The organism is Duganella sp. Leaf61, from assembly GCF_001421905.1.
Taxonomy (GTDB): domain Bacteria; phylum Pseudomonadota; class Gammaproteobacteria; order Burkholderiales; family Burkholderiaceae_D; genus Rugamonas; species Rugamonas zoogloeoides.
This window is the reverse complement of record NZ_LMLM01000012.1, coordinates 281,408-298,853: the sequence shown is the minus strand read 5'-3', so window position 1 is coordinate 298,853 and position 17,446 is coordinate 281,408. Positions and strand designations below refer to the sequence as shown.

General features: G+C 60.2%; 12 protein-coding genes. 2 read left to right on the top strand and 10 right to left on the bottom strand.

From position 1 onward, the window contains the following. Positions 1 to 52 precede the first annotated feature (52 nt). The 10 genes from ileS to ASF04_RS10280 all read right to left on the bottom strand — a co-directional run bounded on the left by ileS (position 53) and on the right by ASF04_RS10280 (position 13,366). On the bottom strand, positions 53 to 2,935 hold the full coding sequence (ileS, locus tag ASF04_RS10325; protein ID WP_056140827.1) for an isoleucine--tRNA ligase: 2,883 nt from the start codon (positions 2,933 to 2,935) through the stop codon (positions 53 to 55). 63 nt (positions 2,936 to 2,998) lie between these two features. After that, entirely contained in the window at positions 2,999 to 3,982 is a 984-nt protein-coding gene (locus ASF04_RS10320) for a bifunctional riboflavin kinase/FAD synthetase (protein WP_056140826.1), read from the bottom strand. A gap of 125 nt (positions 3,983 to 4,107) precedes the next feature. Further along, on the bottom strand, positions 4,108 to 5,328 hold the full coding sequence (locus ASF04_RS10315; protein WP_229204999.1) for a tetratricopeptide repeat protein: 1,221 nt from the start codon (positions 5,326 to 5,328) through the stop codon (positions 4,108 to 4,110). A 71-nt stretch (positions 5,329 to 5,399) separates the two neighbouring features. Beyond that, on the bottom strand, positions 5,400 to 5,828 hold the full coding sequence (locus ASF04_RS10310) for a biopolymer transporter ExbD (protein WP_200931082.1): 429 nt from the start codon (positions 5,826 to 5,828) through the stop codon (positions 5,400 to 5,402). 58 nt (positions 5,829 to 5,886) lie between these two features. Then, complete coding sequence (locus ASF04_RS10305; protein ID WP_056140820.1) at positions 5,887 to 6,315, bottom strand: biopolymer transporter ExbD; 429 nt, start codon at positions 6,313 to 6,315, stop codon at positions 5,887 to 5,889. A 6-nt stretch (positions 6,316 to 6,321) separates the two neighbouring features. Next, entirely contained in the window at positions 6,322 to 7,254 is a 933-nt protein-coding gene (locus ASF04_RS10300) for a MotA/TolQ/ExbB proton channel family protein (protein ID WP_200931081.1), read from the bottom strand. An 87-nt stretch (positions 7,255 to 7,341) separates the two neighbouring features. Further along, the gene (locus ASF04_RS10295) at positions 7,342 to 8,004 is read right to left on the bottom strand and encodes an energy transducer TonB (protein ID WP_056140815.1); all 663 of its coding nucleotides are present in this window, start codon (positions 8,002 to 8,004) and stop codon (positions 7,342 to 7,344) included. A gap of 545 nt (positions 8,005 to 8,549) precedes the next feature. Next, the gene (locus tag ASF04_RS10290; protein ID WP_056140812.1) at positions 8,550 to 10,124 is read right to left on the bottom strand and encodes a SpoVR family protein; all 1,575 of its coding nucleotides are present in this window, start codon (positions 10,122 to 10,124) and stop codon (positions 8,550 to 8,552) included. Next, positions 10,121 to 11,398 (bottom strand): YeaH/YhbH family protein, encoded by a 1,278-nt coding sequence (locus ASF04_RS10285; RefSeq protein ID WP_026637466.1) that lies wholly within the window; start codon positions 11,396 to 11,398, stop codon positions 10,121 to 10,123. Before ASF04_RS10285 ends, ASF04_RS10290 begins: the two co-directional genes overlap by 4 nt. Before the next feature lie 45 nt (positions 11,399 to 11,443). After that, a complete protein-coding gene (locus ASF04_RS10280; RefSeq protein ID WP_019922877.1) occupies positions 11,444 to 13,366 on the bottom strand; it encodes a PrkA family serine protein kinase in 1,923 nt (640 codons plus the stop codon). Positions 13,367 to 13,813: 447 nt separating this feature from the next. Here ASF04_RS10280 and ASF04_RS10275 point away from each other — a divergent pair, with 447 nt between their 5' ends. Both ASF04_RS10275 and ASF04_RS10270 read left to right on the top strand, forming a co-directional pair. After that, on the top strand, positions 13,814 to 14,827 hold the full coding sequence (locus ASF04_RS10275; protein ID WP_056140809.1) for an adenosine deaminase: 1,014 nt from the start codon (positions 13,814 to 13,816) through the stop codon (positions 14,825 to 14,827). A 6-nt stretch (positions 14,828 to 14,833) separates the two neighbouring features. Next, positions 14,834 to 17,371, top strand: a complete 2,538-nt coding sequence (locus tag ASF04_RS10270; protein ID WP_056140806.1) for an ABC transporter permease — start codon at positions 14,834 to 14,836, stop codon at positions 17,369 to 17,371. Positions 17,372 to 17,446: the final 75 nt, after the last annotated feature.

The window sequence follows — 17,446 nt, the reverse complement described above, 5'->3', positions numbered from 1 at the left end:
TTCACCTGCGCTCCCGCCACCGGGCGGTGGGCAGGAGCGCAGGGCCTTCATCTTAAGCGAACTTGCGCTGTTCGCCCGCACCGAACAGGTTGCTGTAGCAGCGGCCGCACAGGGTAGGGTGGTCGGCGTGGGCGCCCACGTCGGCGCGGTAGTGCCAGCAGCGCTCGCACTTTTCCGCCGTCGATGCGGCGACTGCTACCACTTCTTCCGCTTCGGTCGATACTTCAGCCACCTGGGCGGCCGACGTGATGAACACGAACTTCAAGTCGTCGTCCAGGCTGGCCAGCAACTTGTACTTGTCGCCCGCCGCCTTGATCGACAGTTCCGCCTGCAGCGACGAGCCGATTGCGCCCGACGTGCGCAGGTCTTCGAGCTGCTTGGTGACGTCCGCGCGCACCGTGCGCAGCGCCGTGTACTTGGCCAGCAAAGCGCCGGCGTCGGCCTGCTGCGGCAATTGCCACCAGGTCTGCGTGAAGATGGTCTCGTCGCTGGCGGCGTATGCTTCCTCGCCGGCGAAGATGGCCCAGGCTTCTTCCGCCGTGAACGACAGCGCCGGAGCCATTACGCGCAGCAGGCTTTGCGTGATGTGCCACAGCGCGGTCTGCGCCGAGCGGCGCGCCGGCGAATCGACGGCCGACGTGTACAGGCGGTCCTTGAGGATGTCGAGGTAGAAGCCGCCCAGGTCTTCCGAGCAGTAGTTCTGCAGCTTCGAGTACACGGGCTGGAATTCGTAGCGGGCGTAGTGCTGGGCGATTTCTTCCTGCAGCGCGGCCATGTTGGCGATCGCGTAGCGGTCGATTTCCAGCATCTGCTCCAGCGGTACCGCGTGCTGCGCCTGGTTGAAATCGGACGTGTTGGCGAGCAGGAAGCGCAGCGTGTTGCGGATGCGGCGGTACGCTTCGGTCACGCGTTTGAGGATCTCGTCGGAGATCGACAGCTCGCCGGTGTAGTCGGTGGACGCGATCCACAGGCGCAGGATGTCGGCGCCCAGAGTATCGGAGATCTTTTGCGGCGCCAGCGTGTTACCGAGCGACTTCGACATCTTCTTGCCTTCGCCATCGACCGTGAAGCCGTGGGTCAGCAGCGCCTTGTATGGCGGTTTGCCGTCCAGCATGGAGGCGGTCAGCAGCGACGAGTGGAACCAGCCGCGGTGCTGGTCCGAGCCTTCCAGGTACAGGTCGGCCGGGAAGGCCAGTTGTTCCTTGTGCGAACCGCGCAGCACGGTCTGGTGGGTGACGCCCGAATCGAACCACACGTCGAGCGTGTCCTTGTTCTTTTCGTAGCTGGCCGCCTCATCGCCGAGCAGGTCTTTCAGGTCGAGCGCCAGCCAGGCGTCGATGCCGCCCTGTTCGATGCGCTGGGCGACCTGCTCCAGCAGCTCGGCGGTGCGCGGATGCAGCGCGCCGGTTTCCTTGTGCACGATGAAGGCCATCGGCACGCCCCACTGGCGCTGGCGCGACAGGGTCCAGTCCGGACGGTTGGCGATCATGCCGTGCAGGCGGGCCTGGCCCCAGTCGGGGAAGAATTCGGTTTGCTCGATGCCGGCCAGCGCGGTCTCGCGCAGGGTGGCGCCGCCGTCGGCAGGCGTGACGTCCATGCCCGCAAACCACTGCGACGTGGCGCGGTAGATGATCGGGGTTTTATGGCGCCAGCAGTGCATATAGCTGTGGGCGAACATTTTGAGTTCGAACAGCGCGCCGGCGTCGCGCAGCGCGTCGCAGATCGGCTTCGAGGCTTCCCAGATGGTCAGGCCGCCGAACAGCGGCAGCGTGGACGCGAATTTGCCGTCGCCCATCACGGGCGTCAAGATCTGCTCGTCCTTCAGGCCATGCTTGCGGCACGAGATAAAGTCGTCGAGGCCATAGGCGGGCGCCGAGTGCACCACGCCGGTGCCGCTCTCGGTGGTGACGTAGTCGGCCAGGTATACGGGCGACAGGCGGTCGTAGAACGGATCGGCGGCGTGCAGCGGATGGCGGAAGCTGATGTTTTCCAGCGCCGCACCCAGGGTGGTGGCAATCGTGGTGCCTTCGAGCTTGAAGCGCGCCAGCGACGATTCCACCAGGTCCTGCGCCAGGATCAAGAGCAGCGGCTGGCCGTCACGCTCGGCCTGCACCAGCGCGTAGGTCACTTCCGGGTTGACGTTCAATGCCTGGTTGGACGGGATGGTCCACGGGGTGGTGGTCCAGATGACGATGAAGCCGTTTTCGGTCGGCAGCTGCGGCAGGTTGAAGGCCGCTGCCAGCGCGTCGAACTGGGCGAACTTGAAGCCGACGTCGATGGCCGGATCGCGCTTTTCCTGGTATTCCACTTCCGCCTCGGCCAGCGCCGACTGGCAGTCGAAGCACCAGTTTACCGGTTTCAGGCCACGATAGACATATCCCTTTTCCAGCAGCTTGCCGAGCGCGCGCAGTTCGTCCGCCTCGTTCGAGTAGTTCATGGTGAGATATGGATTCTGCCATTCGCCCAGCACGCCCAGGCGGATGAAGTCCTTGCGCTGGCGGTCCACCTGCTCGAGCGCGTAGGCGCGGGCCTTGGTCAGCACTTCGGCGGTCGGCAGGTTTTTGCCGTACAGTTTTTCGATCTGGATTTCGATCGGCATGCCGTGGCAGTCCCAGCCCGGCACGTACGGCGCGTCGAAACCGGCCAGCGAGCGCGATTTGATCACCATGTCCTTGAGGATCTTGTTGACCGCGTGGCCCAGGTGGATGTCGCCGTTGGCGTACGGCGGACCGTCGTGCAGGATGAACTTCGGCCGGCCGGCGGCGGCTTTGCGCACGCGCTCGTAGATCTTCTTGTCCTGCCATTGCTGCACCCACGTCGGCTCGCGCTTGGCCATGTCGCCGCGCATCGGGAACGGGGTTTCGGTCATGTTGACCGGGTATTTGCTCTCTGGCTTCTTGCTGTTTTTAGGGTTGTCGGATTTTGGATTGGACATGGGATTTCTTCAATAAGATTTCGGGGAATTGGGGGTAGCCGGCGCGCGTAGCTGGTCGCGCGCTCAAATTCGGTCGGTGGCCGAAGTTGCACCATTTTTGGCGCCATGGCGCTGCGCGAAGTACGCGCGGGCGATGTCGGCATCGCGGTCGATGGCGGCGGTGAGCGTGGGCAGGTCGACGTATTTTTCTTCGTCGCGGATCTTTTGCAGGAATTCCACCCGCACCTGCTTGCCGTAGCAATTCTGCGCGAAGTCGAAGATATGCACTTCCAGCAGCACGCGGCCGCTGTCGTCCACGGTGGGACGCACGCCCAGGCTGGCCACGGCCGGCAGCGGCTGGTCCGCCAGGCCATGCACCTGGACGATGAAGATGCCCATCAGGGCGGGGCGGTGCGGCACCCGCAGATTCAAGGTCGGGAAGCCCAGCGTGCGGCCCAGCTTCTGGCCGTGGATCACGTGGCCGGACATGGCGTACGGGTGGCCCAGCAGCGCCTCGGCGCGGATAAAATCGCCTTCGGCCAGCGCGGTGCGCACGGCCGACGACGAGATGCGGGTGGAGCCATTCATCACGGTAGGCAGGGTTTCGACGTGGAAGCCGTAACGCTCGCCGGCTTCCTGCAGCATCTGCACATTGCCGGCGCGGCGTGCGCCGTAGCAAAAATCGTCGCCGACCATCAGCCACTTGACGTGCAAGCCTTCGACCAGCACTTTCTCGGTAAATTCCTGCGGGGTGAGAGCGGCAAACGAGGACGAAAAGTGTTCGACGATCACGCGGTCGATGCCGTTGTCGGACAGCGATTGCAGCTTGTCGCGCAGGTTGGCGATGCGCGCCGGTGCGCGCGACAGGTCGCCCGATTTTTGCGCAAAAAATTCGCGCGGGTGCGGCTCGAACGTCATCACGGCCGCTTCGAGCCCGAGATCGCCGGCAGCTTCGCGCACGCGGGCCAGCAACGCCTGGTGGCCCAGGTGGACACCGTCGAAATTGCCGATCGTGAGCGCACACGGCGCACGCGATGCCGCGTTGGGAAGACCTCGAAATACCTTCATGGGATTGTGCTGGAAACTAACGCTAAATGAAAGATTATACGTGAGCGGGGGAGAGGGTGGAAAAGATGAAAAAAAAGCGCTGTTTGCCGCAGCAAACAACGCTTTTCTTGCAGCGAGCCAGGATCTTAACTATGGCTGAGGCTGATGGTCCAGTAACGGGCCAGGTCGGCGGTGCCGTCCGTGCCTTTAACCGTCTTGAAGGTGGACAGCGCAGCCGCTTTCTTGCCGGCGATCGACTGGGCGATACCGTAGTGCAGCTTGATGGCTTCCGGATTGCGGCCGGTGCCCAGCTTGACCGCTTGATCCATCAGCGCCAGGCCCTTGTCGGCTTTACCGGACGATACCAGGGCATAACCGAGGTTGGCCAGCGCATCTGCATCCTTGGCCTTGGTCGCTTCGGCTTCGGCCGCAGCCAGCTTGCCGTCGAACTCAGCCTGGGTTTTGGTTGCCAGGTCTTTCAGGCGCTGGTGGCGCGGGGCGTCGGAACCGGTGCCCAGGGCGCCTTTCTTGTAGCCTTCGTTGATGATTTTCAGTGCTTCAGCCGGATTGCCGGTTTGCAGCGACAGCTGGCTCATTTCCATGTATTCGGAAGGCTTGGTCAGCAGGCCGTTGGCCAGGCGCAGGCGCAGCACGTCGAGCGACAGCGTGGACGAGTAGCCAGGCTTGGTCTGCACGCGTTGCAGCAGGTCGGCCCAGGTTTGTGGCTTCGGATAGCTGGCAGCCATGCGTTCCAGGGTCTGGACGTAGCCAGTCTTGTCGTTTTGCTTGAGCTGGATGTTGGCCAGCATGCCCAGCTGGGCTTCGTTCAGGGTCTTTTGCGACGACAGTTCCTTGGCTGCTTCAGCGTACTTGCCGCTGATGTAGTAGGTCTGGATCAGCAGTTCCTTCATGGCGCCGTCGCTCGGATTGTCCTTGAGCGCGCGCTGGATCCAGGTGATCGCTTTCGGATAGTCCTTGATACGGTAGTAGATACCGGCCAGGGCCTGGGTGAATTTTGGTTGTTCGGCAGCGGACAGCTTGCCGGAGTTGATCACGCTTTCGAATGCCTTGGCGGCGGTGTCGAAGTCGCCTGCGGCCGACGCGGCGGAGGCGCGCGTGCGTTCGATCAGGTACGTGTCGTTGGCGGATTTGTTACCGACCGAGTCGGTTTCACGCAATTTTGCGAGTGCTTCCTTGTTCTTTCCTGCCGCAGCCAGTTTCTGTGCTTCCTGCAATGGTTTGCCGATTTCAGCGCGCACTGTTTCGGCTGCGAAGGCAACCGACGAAAAACCTGCCAGGGGAGCTGCTGCAGTAAAACCAATAGCGGCCATTACCAGGCCGAGATGAGCGAGACGAAACTTGGTCATGGGTAAGTTTTCTTTCTTCAAAATGCGAAATAGGCAGGAATGGTCCTGCCTATCGTTGAACATAGAACTAATTATTGGAACTGCTCGTTGCCAACCAGGCCAATCTTGGTCACACCGAGACGCTGAGCCGAAGCCATGACTTGTGCCACGACTTTGTACTCAACCAGCTTGTTCGGACGCAGATGCACTTCCGGCTGGTCAGCTTGCGCTGCGACATCGGCCAGTTTCGCTTCCAGGGTACCGCGGTCAGGAATGACGTTGTTATCCCACAGAATCGTACCGTCGAAATCGACGTCAATCGTGATGACCACCGGTTCCTTGGTCGATGGCGGCGGCGTACCGACCGGCATGTTCAAGTTGACCGAGTGGTTGGCTTTAGGAATCGTAATGATCATCATGATAATCAGCACCAACATCACATCGATGAGGGGCGTCATATTCATTTCCATCATTGGTTCCGGATCCGCGCCTGCGGATGGGGAGCCGACATTCATACTCATGATGTTTCCTTTTTAGAAGGGCAGGCCTGGAGACCAGGCCTGCGGTGCACGGGTGGGTTTAACCCCGGTCAGGCGGTTCGGTGATGAAGCCGACCTTCTGAATACCAGCGCGCTGGGTCGTGTAGATTACTTTGCCGATCGACTCGTAGCGCGTTTCTTGGTCGCCACGAACGTGAACTTCCGGCTGCGGCAATTTCACGGCCTCCACCTTCAGAAAATCGAACAACTCATTGGTGTCCCGCATTTTCTTCTGATTCCAGTAGATGTCGCCATCCTTGCTTACCACAATGTTGACATCTTCCGGTTTGGTCTGAATAACCTGGTTGTTTTCTTCTGGCAGCTTGATCTTGATCAGCTTCAGAACAACCGGGCTCGTGATCAGGAAGATAATCAGCAGAACCAACATGATGTCCACGAGGGGCGTCGTGTTGATTTCTGACATGACTTGATCTTCGTCTCCGCTATCGGAGCCTACGGACATCGACATGATTAATTACCCAATCTTTTTAGCGGCCATACGGGCAGCGTCGGAGGTGGACATTGCGCCCGAGATCAGCACGGAGTGAACGTCAGCCGAGAACGAACGGACATCTTCCATCGCGGCTTTGTTACGACGTACCAGCCAGTTGTAACCCAGAACAGCAGGAACTGCCACGAACAGACCGAAAGCGGTCATGATCAGTGCTTCACCAACTGGACCTGCAACCTTGTCGATCGATGCGTTACCCGACATGCCGATGGCGATCAGTGCATTGTAAATACCCCAAACGGTACCGAACAGACCGATGAACGGTGCGGTCGAACCAACGGTTGCCAGGAACGACAGGCCGTCTTGCAGACGCGATTGAACTTTGTCAACAGCGCGCTGGATCGACATGGTCACCCAGGTCGACAGGTCGATTTGTTCCAGCAGGGCGCCGTCGTGGTGCACGGTAGCCTTGGTGCCGGTTTCAGCGATGAAGCGGAATGGCGAGCCTTCTTTCAGGGTAGCCGAACCTGCAGCGATCGACGAAGCTTTCCAGAACTTGGCAGTGGTTTCTTTCGATTGCTTGAAGATCTTGGCCTGGTCGATCAGCTTGACGATGATGATGTACCAGGAACCCATCGACATGATGGTCAGGATGATCAGGGTAGCGCGCGACACGAAGCCGGCGTCCCACACTGCCTTGAAGCCGTATGGATTTTCAACTTCGGTGTGGCCGCCGGCTGCTGGGGTTGCGTCTGCTGCTGGAGCTGCTGCTGCGTCGGCCGCTGGTGCTGGTGCTGCTGCATCCGCTGCTGGTGCTGCTGCCGCATCCGCTGCTGGTGCCGAGGCTGCAGGGGCAGTCTCTTGTGCGTAAGCTGGTGCGCTGACCAGGGCGGCGGTGGCCGTCATGGAGAACATTACAGCGGCCAGTACAGCGGACAAACGGGTATTCTTAAACATGCTTCCTCCAAATTGATAAATAATCAGATCGCTGAACGTAATCGACAACGAAACTTACTAAGTTGAGACGGTGCTGCTGCCTCGCTTTTACTCCAGCTTCCAGACATATTGCATCTGCATCCACGCTTCCGTCGGCTTGCCGTCCGTCAGACCCGGTTTGAATTTGCACTTGCTGATGCCTACGACCGCTGCTTTGTCCAGATCGCGGAAACCCGAGGTTTTCACGATTTTGGAGTCGGCGACGCGACCATCGGCAGCGATCAGGAACGACAACGTCACCGTACCCGTTTCTTCGTTACGCAGCGACGATTTCGGCCACTCTGGCAATGCGCAGGTGGAGAAGTCGGCTACTGCTGCCACGTTCGGTGGACCCGTACGTGCAGGTGCAGGCGTTGGCGCCGGTTGTGCCGGCGGTGCCTTCACGATTTCCTTCGATGGCGGCGCCACGTTGGTCGCGTTTTGCAGAACGTTCTGCGGCGGCGGCGGTTGCTGCACGTTCACCTCGACTGGCGGGATGAATGGCGGCGGTGGAGCCTTCATTTCCGGTGGCGGTGGCGGTGGTGGGAGCTCTTTAGGTGGAGGAGGTGCTACTTCCTCGATGATCTTCGTCTCCACTGGCGGAGCCAGTTTGGCTATCAGGGTCTTGCCCATGCCCGAAATGATCCCCCAAGCAACCAGTACATGCAACAAAATGACAATGGTAATGCCTGTAAAGTTCTTCCCGGTGCTTTTCTCGTGACTGAAATTCATGCCTGCTTTCTCCAATACCAACTCTTTTTGTTGCTACTAAACCCCAAAATGGCGACATAAAACAACAGCCGCATCCGGGACGTCGGCGAATTATACATACGAATTCTTGATTTTACATAGAATTTTCATCCCTAAAACCGGTTAAATTTCGTCGGCTTTTCCTGTGTGTTAGCGCTCCCTTTGCACCAATATAGTACACGCGAGCGCCCCTTGCAGTGCACAATTGGGGCGACCCCCTCAGTGACACTACTTAGTTCTCCCTTAAGGACATTTGCGGAATTTTATGCGTGTAACTTTACTACGCGCAGTTGATAATTCGGCCGCTGATGTTTCTCAAGTGAAACTGCAAGTTGCAAGGTACTACAAAATGGTGCAGATAAATATTGACTTCTTTCTGCGGCCATGCATTCCCTAAAAAAGAAACCGGGTATCGAAGCTTTCGCTTCTGAACCCGGTCTTGTTCCATGCAAGAGCCGTGCCTGTTTTAGGGGCCCGTTCATGCCTAGCATAACAAGCACACTACAGAGATGTCCTGCAGTTGTCAGTCAAAAGCGTGAGCGTTTCTCGCGTTTAACCTCCATCGCGCTGATTACTTCGCCATCGGGCCCCGTTGTCTCGAGGTGGACATCGAAGCCCCATAGCCGCGCTACGTGCTTGAGTACCTCGCCGGCCTGCTGGTTGAGCGGCCGGCGCTGGAATTGCGTATGGCGTAACGTCAATGCCCGGTCGTCCCGGGTGTTGACCGACCATACCTGGATATTCGGTTCTCTATTGCCGAGATTATATTGTTCTGCCAGCTGCTGGCGCACGTAACGATAGCCGAGGTCGTCGTGGATGGCGGAGATGGCCAGTTTCTCGTTGTGATCGTCGTCGAGCACGGCAAAAAAGTGGAATTCCCGTATCAGCTTGGGCGACAGGTACTGGGCAATGAAGCTCTCGTCCTTGAAATTGCGCATAGCAAAGTCGAGCGTCTTGCGCCAGTCGCTGCCGGCTATGTCGGGGAACCAGGCGCGGTCCTCGGCAGTGGGATGCTCGCAGATGCGGCGGATGTCGGTCATCATGGCAAACCCCAGCGCGTACGGGTTGATGCCGTTGTAATAGGGACTGTGCACCGGCGGCTGGTACACCACGTTGGTATGGCTCTTGAGAAATTCCATCATAAAGCCGTCGCCGATCACGCCCTCGTCGTACAACTGGTTGAGGATGGTGTAGTGCCAGAAGGTGGCCCAGCCCTCGTTCATGACCTGGGTTTGCCGCTGCGGATAGAAATACTGACTGATTTTGCGCACGATACGCACCATTTCGCGCTGCCAGGGTTCCAATAATGGTGCATATTTTTCGATAAAGTAGAGCAGGTTCTCTTCCGGCTCGGGCGGAAAGCGCTTGGCCGACTTGTTGACTTCCTCTTCCTCGCGGCGTGGCAGGGTGCGCCACAGCTCGTTGATCTGCGATTGCACGTACGCCTCGCGTTCTTTCTGGCGCGCCCGCTCCTGCGCCAGCGACAGCTTGGCAGGCCGCTTGTAGCGATCGACGCCGTAATTCTGGATTGCATGGCACGAATCGAGCAGCAGCTCGACCTCGTCGATGCCATAGCGCTGCTCGCATTCGGCGATGTAATTCTTGGCGAACACCATGTAATCGACGATGGCCTCGGCATCGGTCCAGGTGCGGAACAGATAGTTGCCTTTGAAGAAAGAGTTGTGGCCGTAGGCCGCGTGGGCGATCACCAGCGCCTGCATGGTCAGGCTGTTTTCCTCCATTAAATAGGCGATGCAGGGATCGGAGTTGATGACGATCTCGTATGCCAGGCCCATCTGCCCGCGCTTGTAGCCTTTCTCAGTGCTCAGAAAATGTTTGCCGAACGACCAGTGGTTGTACGAGACCGGCATGCCGACCGACGTGTAGGCGTCCATCATCTGCTCGGCGGTGATGATCTCGAGCTGGTTGGGGTAAGTGTCGAGGCCGAAGTTTTCCGCCACCCGGCGAATTTCGGCGTGGATTTGTTCGATCAGCTCGAACGTCCATTCCGATTGCTCGGGCAGGGCGTTCGGATGGCGCGACACTGGTTCGCGGTCGCGCGGGCCCGGCGTGGGCGTGGCGGGGTGCGTCATATCGTTCATGATTTTGCCTGCTTTTTAAACAGTTCGCGGAATACCGGGTAAATGTCGGCCGGCGTGACGATTTTTTGCATGGCAAAGTGGGGATGGTGATCGGGTACCTGCGAATATTGCTCCCACAGGTTTTGCGGCGGCCCGTCGGTGATCTCCACGTAGGTGTAATACTGCACCTTGGGCATGATGGTGTTGGTGAGCAACTGCCGGCACAGCACCGAGTCGTTGTCCCAGTTGTCGCCGTCCGATGCCTGCGCCACGTAGCTGTTCCAGCTGCCAGCGGCGTAGCGCTCGTCGATGACCTTGTCGAGCAGGTGCAGCGCCGACGACACCACCGTGCCGCCCGATTCGCGCGAGTGGAAAAATTCTTCCTCGTCCACTTCGGACGCGGCCGTATGGTGGCGGATGAACACCACCTCGATCTTGTCGTACACGCGTTTCAGGAACAGGTACAGCAGGATGAAGAAACGCTTGGCCGTGTCCTTGCGGGTTTCGTCCATCGAACCTGAGACGTCCATGATGCAGAACATCACCGCCTGCGTCATCGGCTTAGGGACCTTGATGCGGTTGCTGTAGCGCAGGTCGAACGGGTCGATGTACGGAATTGCTGCCAGCCGCGTGTGCAGGTGGTGGATCAGCTTGCGCAGCTCGGCCACCAGGATCGAATCCTCCAGGTCAGGCACCGGCTTGTCGAGCAAGGCCTGCAGTTCCTCCTGCGCTTCGGCCAGGCGCTTGCGCGAGCTGCCGCCGACGGCAATGCGCCGGCCCAGCGCACCACGTAACGAGCGCAGCACGTGGATATTGGATGGCGTGCCGGAAATGTTATAGCCGGCGCGCTGGTTCTTGAACTCGGTGGTGGCGGTCAGCTGGGTCTTGACCAGGTTCGGCAGTTCAAGATCCTCGAAGAAGTAATTCATGAATTCTTCGCGCGACAGCTCGAAGATGAAATCGTCTTCGGTCATCTGGTCGCTATTGCCGGCCTTGCCACGGCCGGCGCCCCCGCCGCCCTTGGGCCGGGTAATCTGGTCGCCCTTCTGATATTCCTGGTTGCCGGGACTGATGGTTTCCCACACCCCGCCATGGGCATGGCCGAACGACGGTTCGCCCACATCCTTGACGGGAATGGAAACTTTCTCGCCGCTTTCGATGTCGGTGATGGAGCGCCCCTTGATGGCGCGCCCCACCGCATCCTTAATCTGCGATTTGTAACGGCGCAGGAAACGCTCGCGGTTGACTGCGGATTTGTTCTTGCCCTGCAAACGTCGGTCGATGAGGTGACTCAAAAGATACCCCCTTGGTCTATGTGGGCTCCGCCGCGTGACGACGACTTATGACGACTTACGTACGCGCAAGTACCATTCGCACAGCAGGCGGACTTGCTTGGCCGTATACCCTTTTTCCACCATGCGCGCGACGAAGTCCGCGTGCTTGTTGGCGTCCTCGGCGCTGGCCTTGGCATTGAACGAAATCACCGGCAGCAGTTCCTCCGTATTCGAGAACATTTTCTTCTCGATCACGGTACGGAATTTCTCGTAGCTGGTCCACGCCGGGTTCTTGCCTCCATTATTAGCGCGCGCACGCAGCCCGAAGTTGACAATCTCGTTGCGGAAGTCTTTCGGGTTCGAGATGCCGGCCGGCTTTTCGATCTTTTCCAGCTCGTTGTTCAGCGCTTCGCGGTCGAAACTCTCGCCAGTATCGGGATCGCGAAATTCCTGGTCCTGGATCCAGAAGTCGGCAAACGTCACGTAGCGGTCGAAAATGTTCTGGCCGTACTCGGAGTAGCTCTCCAGGTAAGCGGTCTGAATTTCCTTGCCGATGAATTCGACATAGCGCTGCGCCAGATGTTCCTTGATATATGACAGATATTTTTGCTCGGTCTCCGGCGGGAACTGCTCGCGCTCGACCTGTTGCTCCAGCACGTACAGCAGGTGCACCGGGTTGGCCGCCACCTCGGTGTTGTCGAAGTTGAAGACCTTGGACAGGATCTTGAACGCAAACCGGGTAGAGAGCCCGTTCATGCCCTCGTCCACGCCCGCGTAATCGACGTACTCGTGCATGGACTTGGCTTTCGGATCGGTGTCCTTCAAATTCTCGCCGTCATAGACCAGCATCTTGCTGTAAATGCTCGAGTTTTCCGGGTCTTTCAGGCGCGACAGGATGGCAAACTGCGACATCATGCGCAAGGTGCCGGGCGCGCATGGCGCGGCGGCCAGCGACGAGTTGGCCAGCAGCTTGTCGTAAATCTTGATCTCGTCGGTGATGCGCAGGCAGTACGGCACCTTGACGATGTAAATCCGGTCGAGGAACGCCTCGTTGTTGCGGTTGTTACGGAAAGTTTTCCATTCCGACTCGTTGGAGTGGGCCAGGATGATGCCGTCGAACGGAATCGCGCCGAAGCCCTCGGTGCCCTTGTAGTTGCCTTCCTGCGTGGCCGTCAACAACGGGTGCAGCACCTTGATCGGCGCCTTGAACATCTCGACGAATTCCATCAGGCCCTGGTTGGCCAGGCACAGGCCGCCCGAGTAGCTGTACGCATCGGGATCGTCCTGCGAATAATCTTCAAGCTTGCGGATATCGACCTTGCCGACCAGCGACGAAATATCCTGGTTGTTTTCATCGCCCGGTTCGGTCTTGGAGATGGCGATCTGTTTCAGTACGGAAGGGTAGCGCTTGACCACGCGGAACTGGTTGATGTCGCCGTTGAACTCGTGCAGGCGCTTGACCGCCCACGGGCTCGGGATGTTGCGCAGGTAGCGGCGCGGAATGCCGTAGTCTTCCTCGAGCAGGGTGCCGTCTTCGTCCTCGTTGAACAGCCCCAGCGGCGATTCGTTGACCGGCGAACCTTTCAGGCAATAGAACGGCACGTGTTCCATCAGCGACTTGAGCTTTTCCGCGATCGACGATTTACCGCCACCAACCGGGCCCAGCAGATACAGGATCTGCTTGCGCTCCTCGAGGCCCTGGGCCGCGTGGCGGAAGTAGGAGACCACTTGTTCGATCACTTCCTCGGTGCCATAGAATTCGCGAAAGGCCGGGTAAATCTTGATGACCTTGTTGGCGAAGATGCGCGAGAGCCGGGTGTCGTTGCGGGTATCGACTAGGGTCGGTTCGCCGATGGCAGCGAGCATGCGTTCGGGCGCGCTGGCGTAGGTGAGTCGATCTTTCTTGCACAGGTCGAGATATTCCTTCATGGACATCTCTTCCTCTTTGGTCCGTTCATACCGTGCAGCGTAGTTGTCAAAAATGGTCATTTGAATGTCCTTTGATGATGTAAACCTACTAGTCACGGGTCAGACAGCAAGGCTGCCGTGGCCCTGGATCGGTGCGTACTTGCTGAGTATTTTTCTTTTTGATCAGCTTCTGTGAGCGTCCTCGGAGTAGCACGGATTGCCCGTGGCTCTGAGCTGACTTTATCGCCGGTGGACGGCTTTTATGTGTTGGTCGTAAGGCTTCTTACGTCTATGAAATTTATTATTGCTCTATTGGTGCAGGAAGTCAAAAGATATGTCGTAATATCGTTAATACTCTTTCGTAAAGCTTTGATTTAAAAGAATAAAATTCGATAAAACTGCACGTTTAGCATGGACTTTTCCGCAATTTTTACCGCCATTTATGCCACAGTATCACGCTTGCGCGCAGCGTGCGCTAAGATGCCCAGTCATACGCATCAATCTCGTCATCTGTAACAGGAACTCATCATGTTGAATACCCAATTGCGCGGCGTGCTCGAAGGCATGCCCAAGGCCGAACTGCACATCCATATCGAAGGCTCGCTCGAGCCCGAACTGATCTTCGCGCTGGCCGCGCGCAACAACGTCGCGCTGCCGTACGCCTCGGTCGAAGACCTGCGCGCCGCGTACGCGTTTACCGACCTGCAATCGTTCCTCGATATTTATTACGCCGGCGCCAGCGTGCTGCTGCACGAGCAGGATTTCTACGACATGACCGCCGCCTACCTCCAGCGCGCCGAGGCGGATAACGTGCGTCACACCGAAATTTTTTTCGATCCGCAAACCCACACCGCACGCGGCGTGCCGGTCAAGGACGTCATCGACGGCATCCACCGCGCCTGCCGGGACAGCCCGGTCAGCGCCACGCTGATCTTGAGCTTCCTGCGCCACCTGTCGGAAGAAGAGGCGTTCGCCGTGCTGGAAGAAGCGCTGCCGTACCGCGACAAGTACATCGGCATCGGGCTTGACTCGTCCGAGCGCGGCAATCCGCCGGAAAAATTCGCCCGCGTGTTTGCGCGCTGCAAGGAACTCGGTTTCCGCCTGGTGGCCCATGCCGGCGAAGAAGGGCCGCCGGCCTATATCGAAACCGCGCTTGACGTGCTCCAGGTCGAGCGCATTGACCACGGCGTGCGTTGCCTGGAAGACCCGGCACTGGTCGAACGCCTGGCGCGCGAGCAGATGGCGCTCACCGTATGCCCGCTGTCGAACGTCAAGCTGTGCGTGTTCCCGGCCATGGCCCAGCACAACCTGCTCCAACTGCTCGATGCCGGCGTCAAGGTCACCATCAACTCGGACGACCCCGCCTACTTCGGCGGCTACATGAACGACAATTTCATTGCCACCTTCGAAGCGTTGCCGCTGGGCCTGTCGCACGCGCAGCGCCTGGCGCGCAATGGCTTTGAAGCGGCGTTCCTGCCCGCAGCGCAAAAACAGCAGCTGCTGGCCGAAGTTGATGCCTATTTCGCCTCTCTCCCTTTTTAAACCAACATGATCAAACTCGCCCTGAGCATGACCGCGCGCGACTGGCGCGCCGGCCAATTGCGCTTCCTGCTGATCGCCCTGACGGTGGCCGTCGCGGCTCTGTCCGCCACTGGCTTCTTCGTCGATCGCCTGCGTAGCGGCCTGGACCGTGATGCCCACCAACTGCTGGGCGCCGACGTGGTCGTCAGCACCGACTTGCCGGTGCGTCCCGAGTGGCGTGCCGAAGCGCTCAGGCGCGGGCTGGTGGTGACCGACACCGTGGTCTTCCCCAGCATGGCCACGGCAGGCGAGGGCGAGCAGTCGCAATCGATGCTGGCCTCGCTCAAGGCGGTCGGCCCCGGCTACCCGCTGCGCGGCCGGCTCAAGCTCACCACCGATGCCGCCCAGGCCGAGCAAAGCGAAGGCGCGGGCGCCGACGGCATTCCCGCGCCGGGTACGGTCTGGCTCGATGCCGGCCTCCTGGGTAGCCTGGGCACCCGCGTGGGCGACCAGGTCAAGCTCGGCGACAAGACGTTTACGGTCGCGCAACTGATCGCGTCGGAACCCGATCGCGGCGCCAACTTCCTGGCGTTCGCGCCGCGCGTGATGCTGGCGCTGGCCGACCTCGAAGCGACCAACCTGATCCAGCCCGGTTCGCGCGTGACCTACCGCCTGCTGGTGGCGGCGCCGCCATCGTCGAAAAATACCGCAGCCGAAGCGGCTGCATTCCAGCAATGGATGCAGGACACCATCAAACAGGCCAATCTCAAGGGCGTGCGGGTTGAATCGCTGGAAAATGGCCGCCCCGAAATGCGCAACACGCTTGACCGCGCCGACCGTTTCCTGTCGCTGGTCGGCCTGCTGTCGGCCATGCTGGCGGCAGTGGCCGTGGCCATGGCTGCGCGCCGCTTCATGCAGCGCCACCTCGATGCCTGCGCCATGCTGCGCTGCCTGGGCCTGACGCAAAACCAGGTCACTGCGATGTATTTGTATGAATTCCTGCTGGTCGGCCTGGCCGGCAGCGCCATGGGTGTGGCGGTCGGATTCGGCGCCCACTACGTGCTGCTGGAAGTGCTGGGCAAGCTGGTGGCCGCCAACTTGCCTGGACCCACCATCTGGCCGGCGCTGCAAGGCCTGGCCACCGGCATCCTGCTGCTGGCCGCGTTCGCGCTGCCGCCGATTTTGCAACTGCGCAAGGTGCCGCACAACCGCGTAATCCGCCGCGAGCAGGACGCACCGCAGGTGGCGGCGTTGGCCACCTACGGCCTCGGTTTCGCCGGTTTTGCGTCGCTGCTGTTGTGGCAGGCCGGCGACGCCATGCTGGCGCTGTACACGGCGCTCGGCTTTGTGGCCGCCTTCGGCGTGTTTGCGCTGGTGGCGTGGCTGGGTCTGAAAGCGCTCAAGCCGCTGCGCGGCGCCATCGATCATCAAAGCTGGCGCTTTGCCATCACCTCGCTGCAACGCCGCCCGGGCGCGACCATCGTGCAGGTGGTGTCGCTGGCGCTGGGCATGATGGCGCTGCTGGTGCTCACCGTGGTGCGCGAAGACCTGATGACGGCCTGGCGCAACGCCACGCCGCCCGATGCGCCGAACCGCTTCATCATCAACATCCAGCCCGAGCAAAAAGACCAGATCGCCGCGCGCCTGAAATCGGCCGGCGTGGCCTATGCGCCGCAGTATCCGATGATCCGTGGCCGCCTGGCCGCCGTCAACGGCCAGCCGGTCACGGCCGAGACGTACACCGAGGACCGCGCGCGCGGCCTGGCCGACCGCGAATTCAACCTCTCCACCATGGCCACCATGCAGGCCGAGAACGAGATCGTGGCCGGCAAGTGGTTTACCGACGCTCCCGGCGTGGCCGAAGCGTCGGTGGAGGAGGGCATCGCCAAGACCCTGCGCTGGAAGGTCGGGGACAAGCTCAACTTCAATATCGCCGGTTCGCCGGTCGAGGTGACGATTACCAGCTTGCGCAAGCTCGAATGGGGCTCGATGCGGGTCAATTTCTTCGTCATCATCAACCCGGCGGCGCTCACCGAAGTGTCGCAAAGCTGGATCACGGCGTTCCACCTGCCGGGCCAGCAGGGACCGGTGATGAACGCCCTCACGCGCGACTTCCCGAACCTGACGATCGTCGATGTCGGCGGCTTGCTGCGCCAGGTGCAGGCCGTGCTCGACCAGGTGGTCACCGCGATCGAATTCCTGTTCATCTTCACGCTGGCCTCCGGCTTGCTGGTGCTGTATGCCGCGCTGATGGGTTCGCAGGACGAGCGCACCCGCGAATCGGGTCTGCTGCGCGCGCTGGGCGCCACCCGGCGCCAGTTGTCGCAGGCACAGCTGATCGAATTCACGCTGGTGGGCGCGCTGGCCGGCGTGCTGGCCGCCACCGGCGCCGCCGTGATGGGCTGGGCGCTGGCCACGTACCAGTTCAAGTTTGCCTGGGCCTTCTCGCCGTCGGTGTGGATGGTGGGCTTGTTCGCTGGCGCCGTGTGCGCGATTGCCGGCGGCTGGCTCGGTTTGCGCAGCGTGCTGCGCCAGCCGCCGCTGCAAACCTTGCGCGAAGGCTGACGCAGACGCATTGACCGGGCAGGGGGCTGGCGCCTCCTGCCTTGCGCGCCGGCGCTGCGAAGTATTGTAGAATCG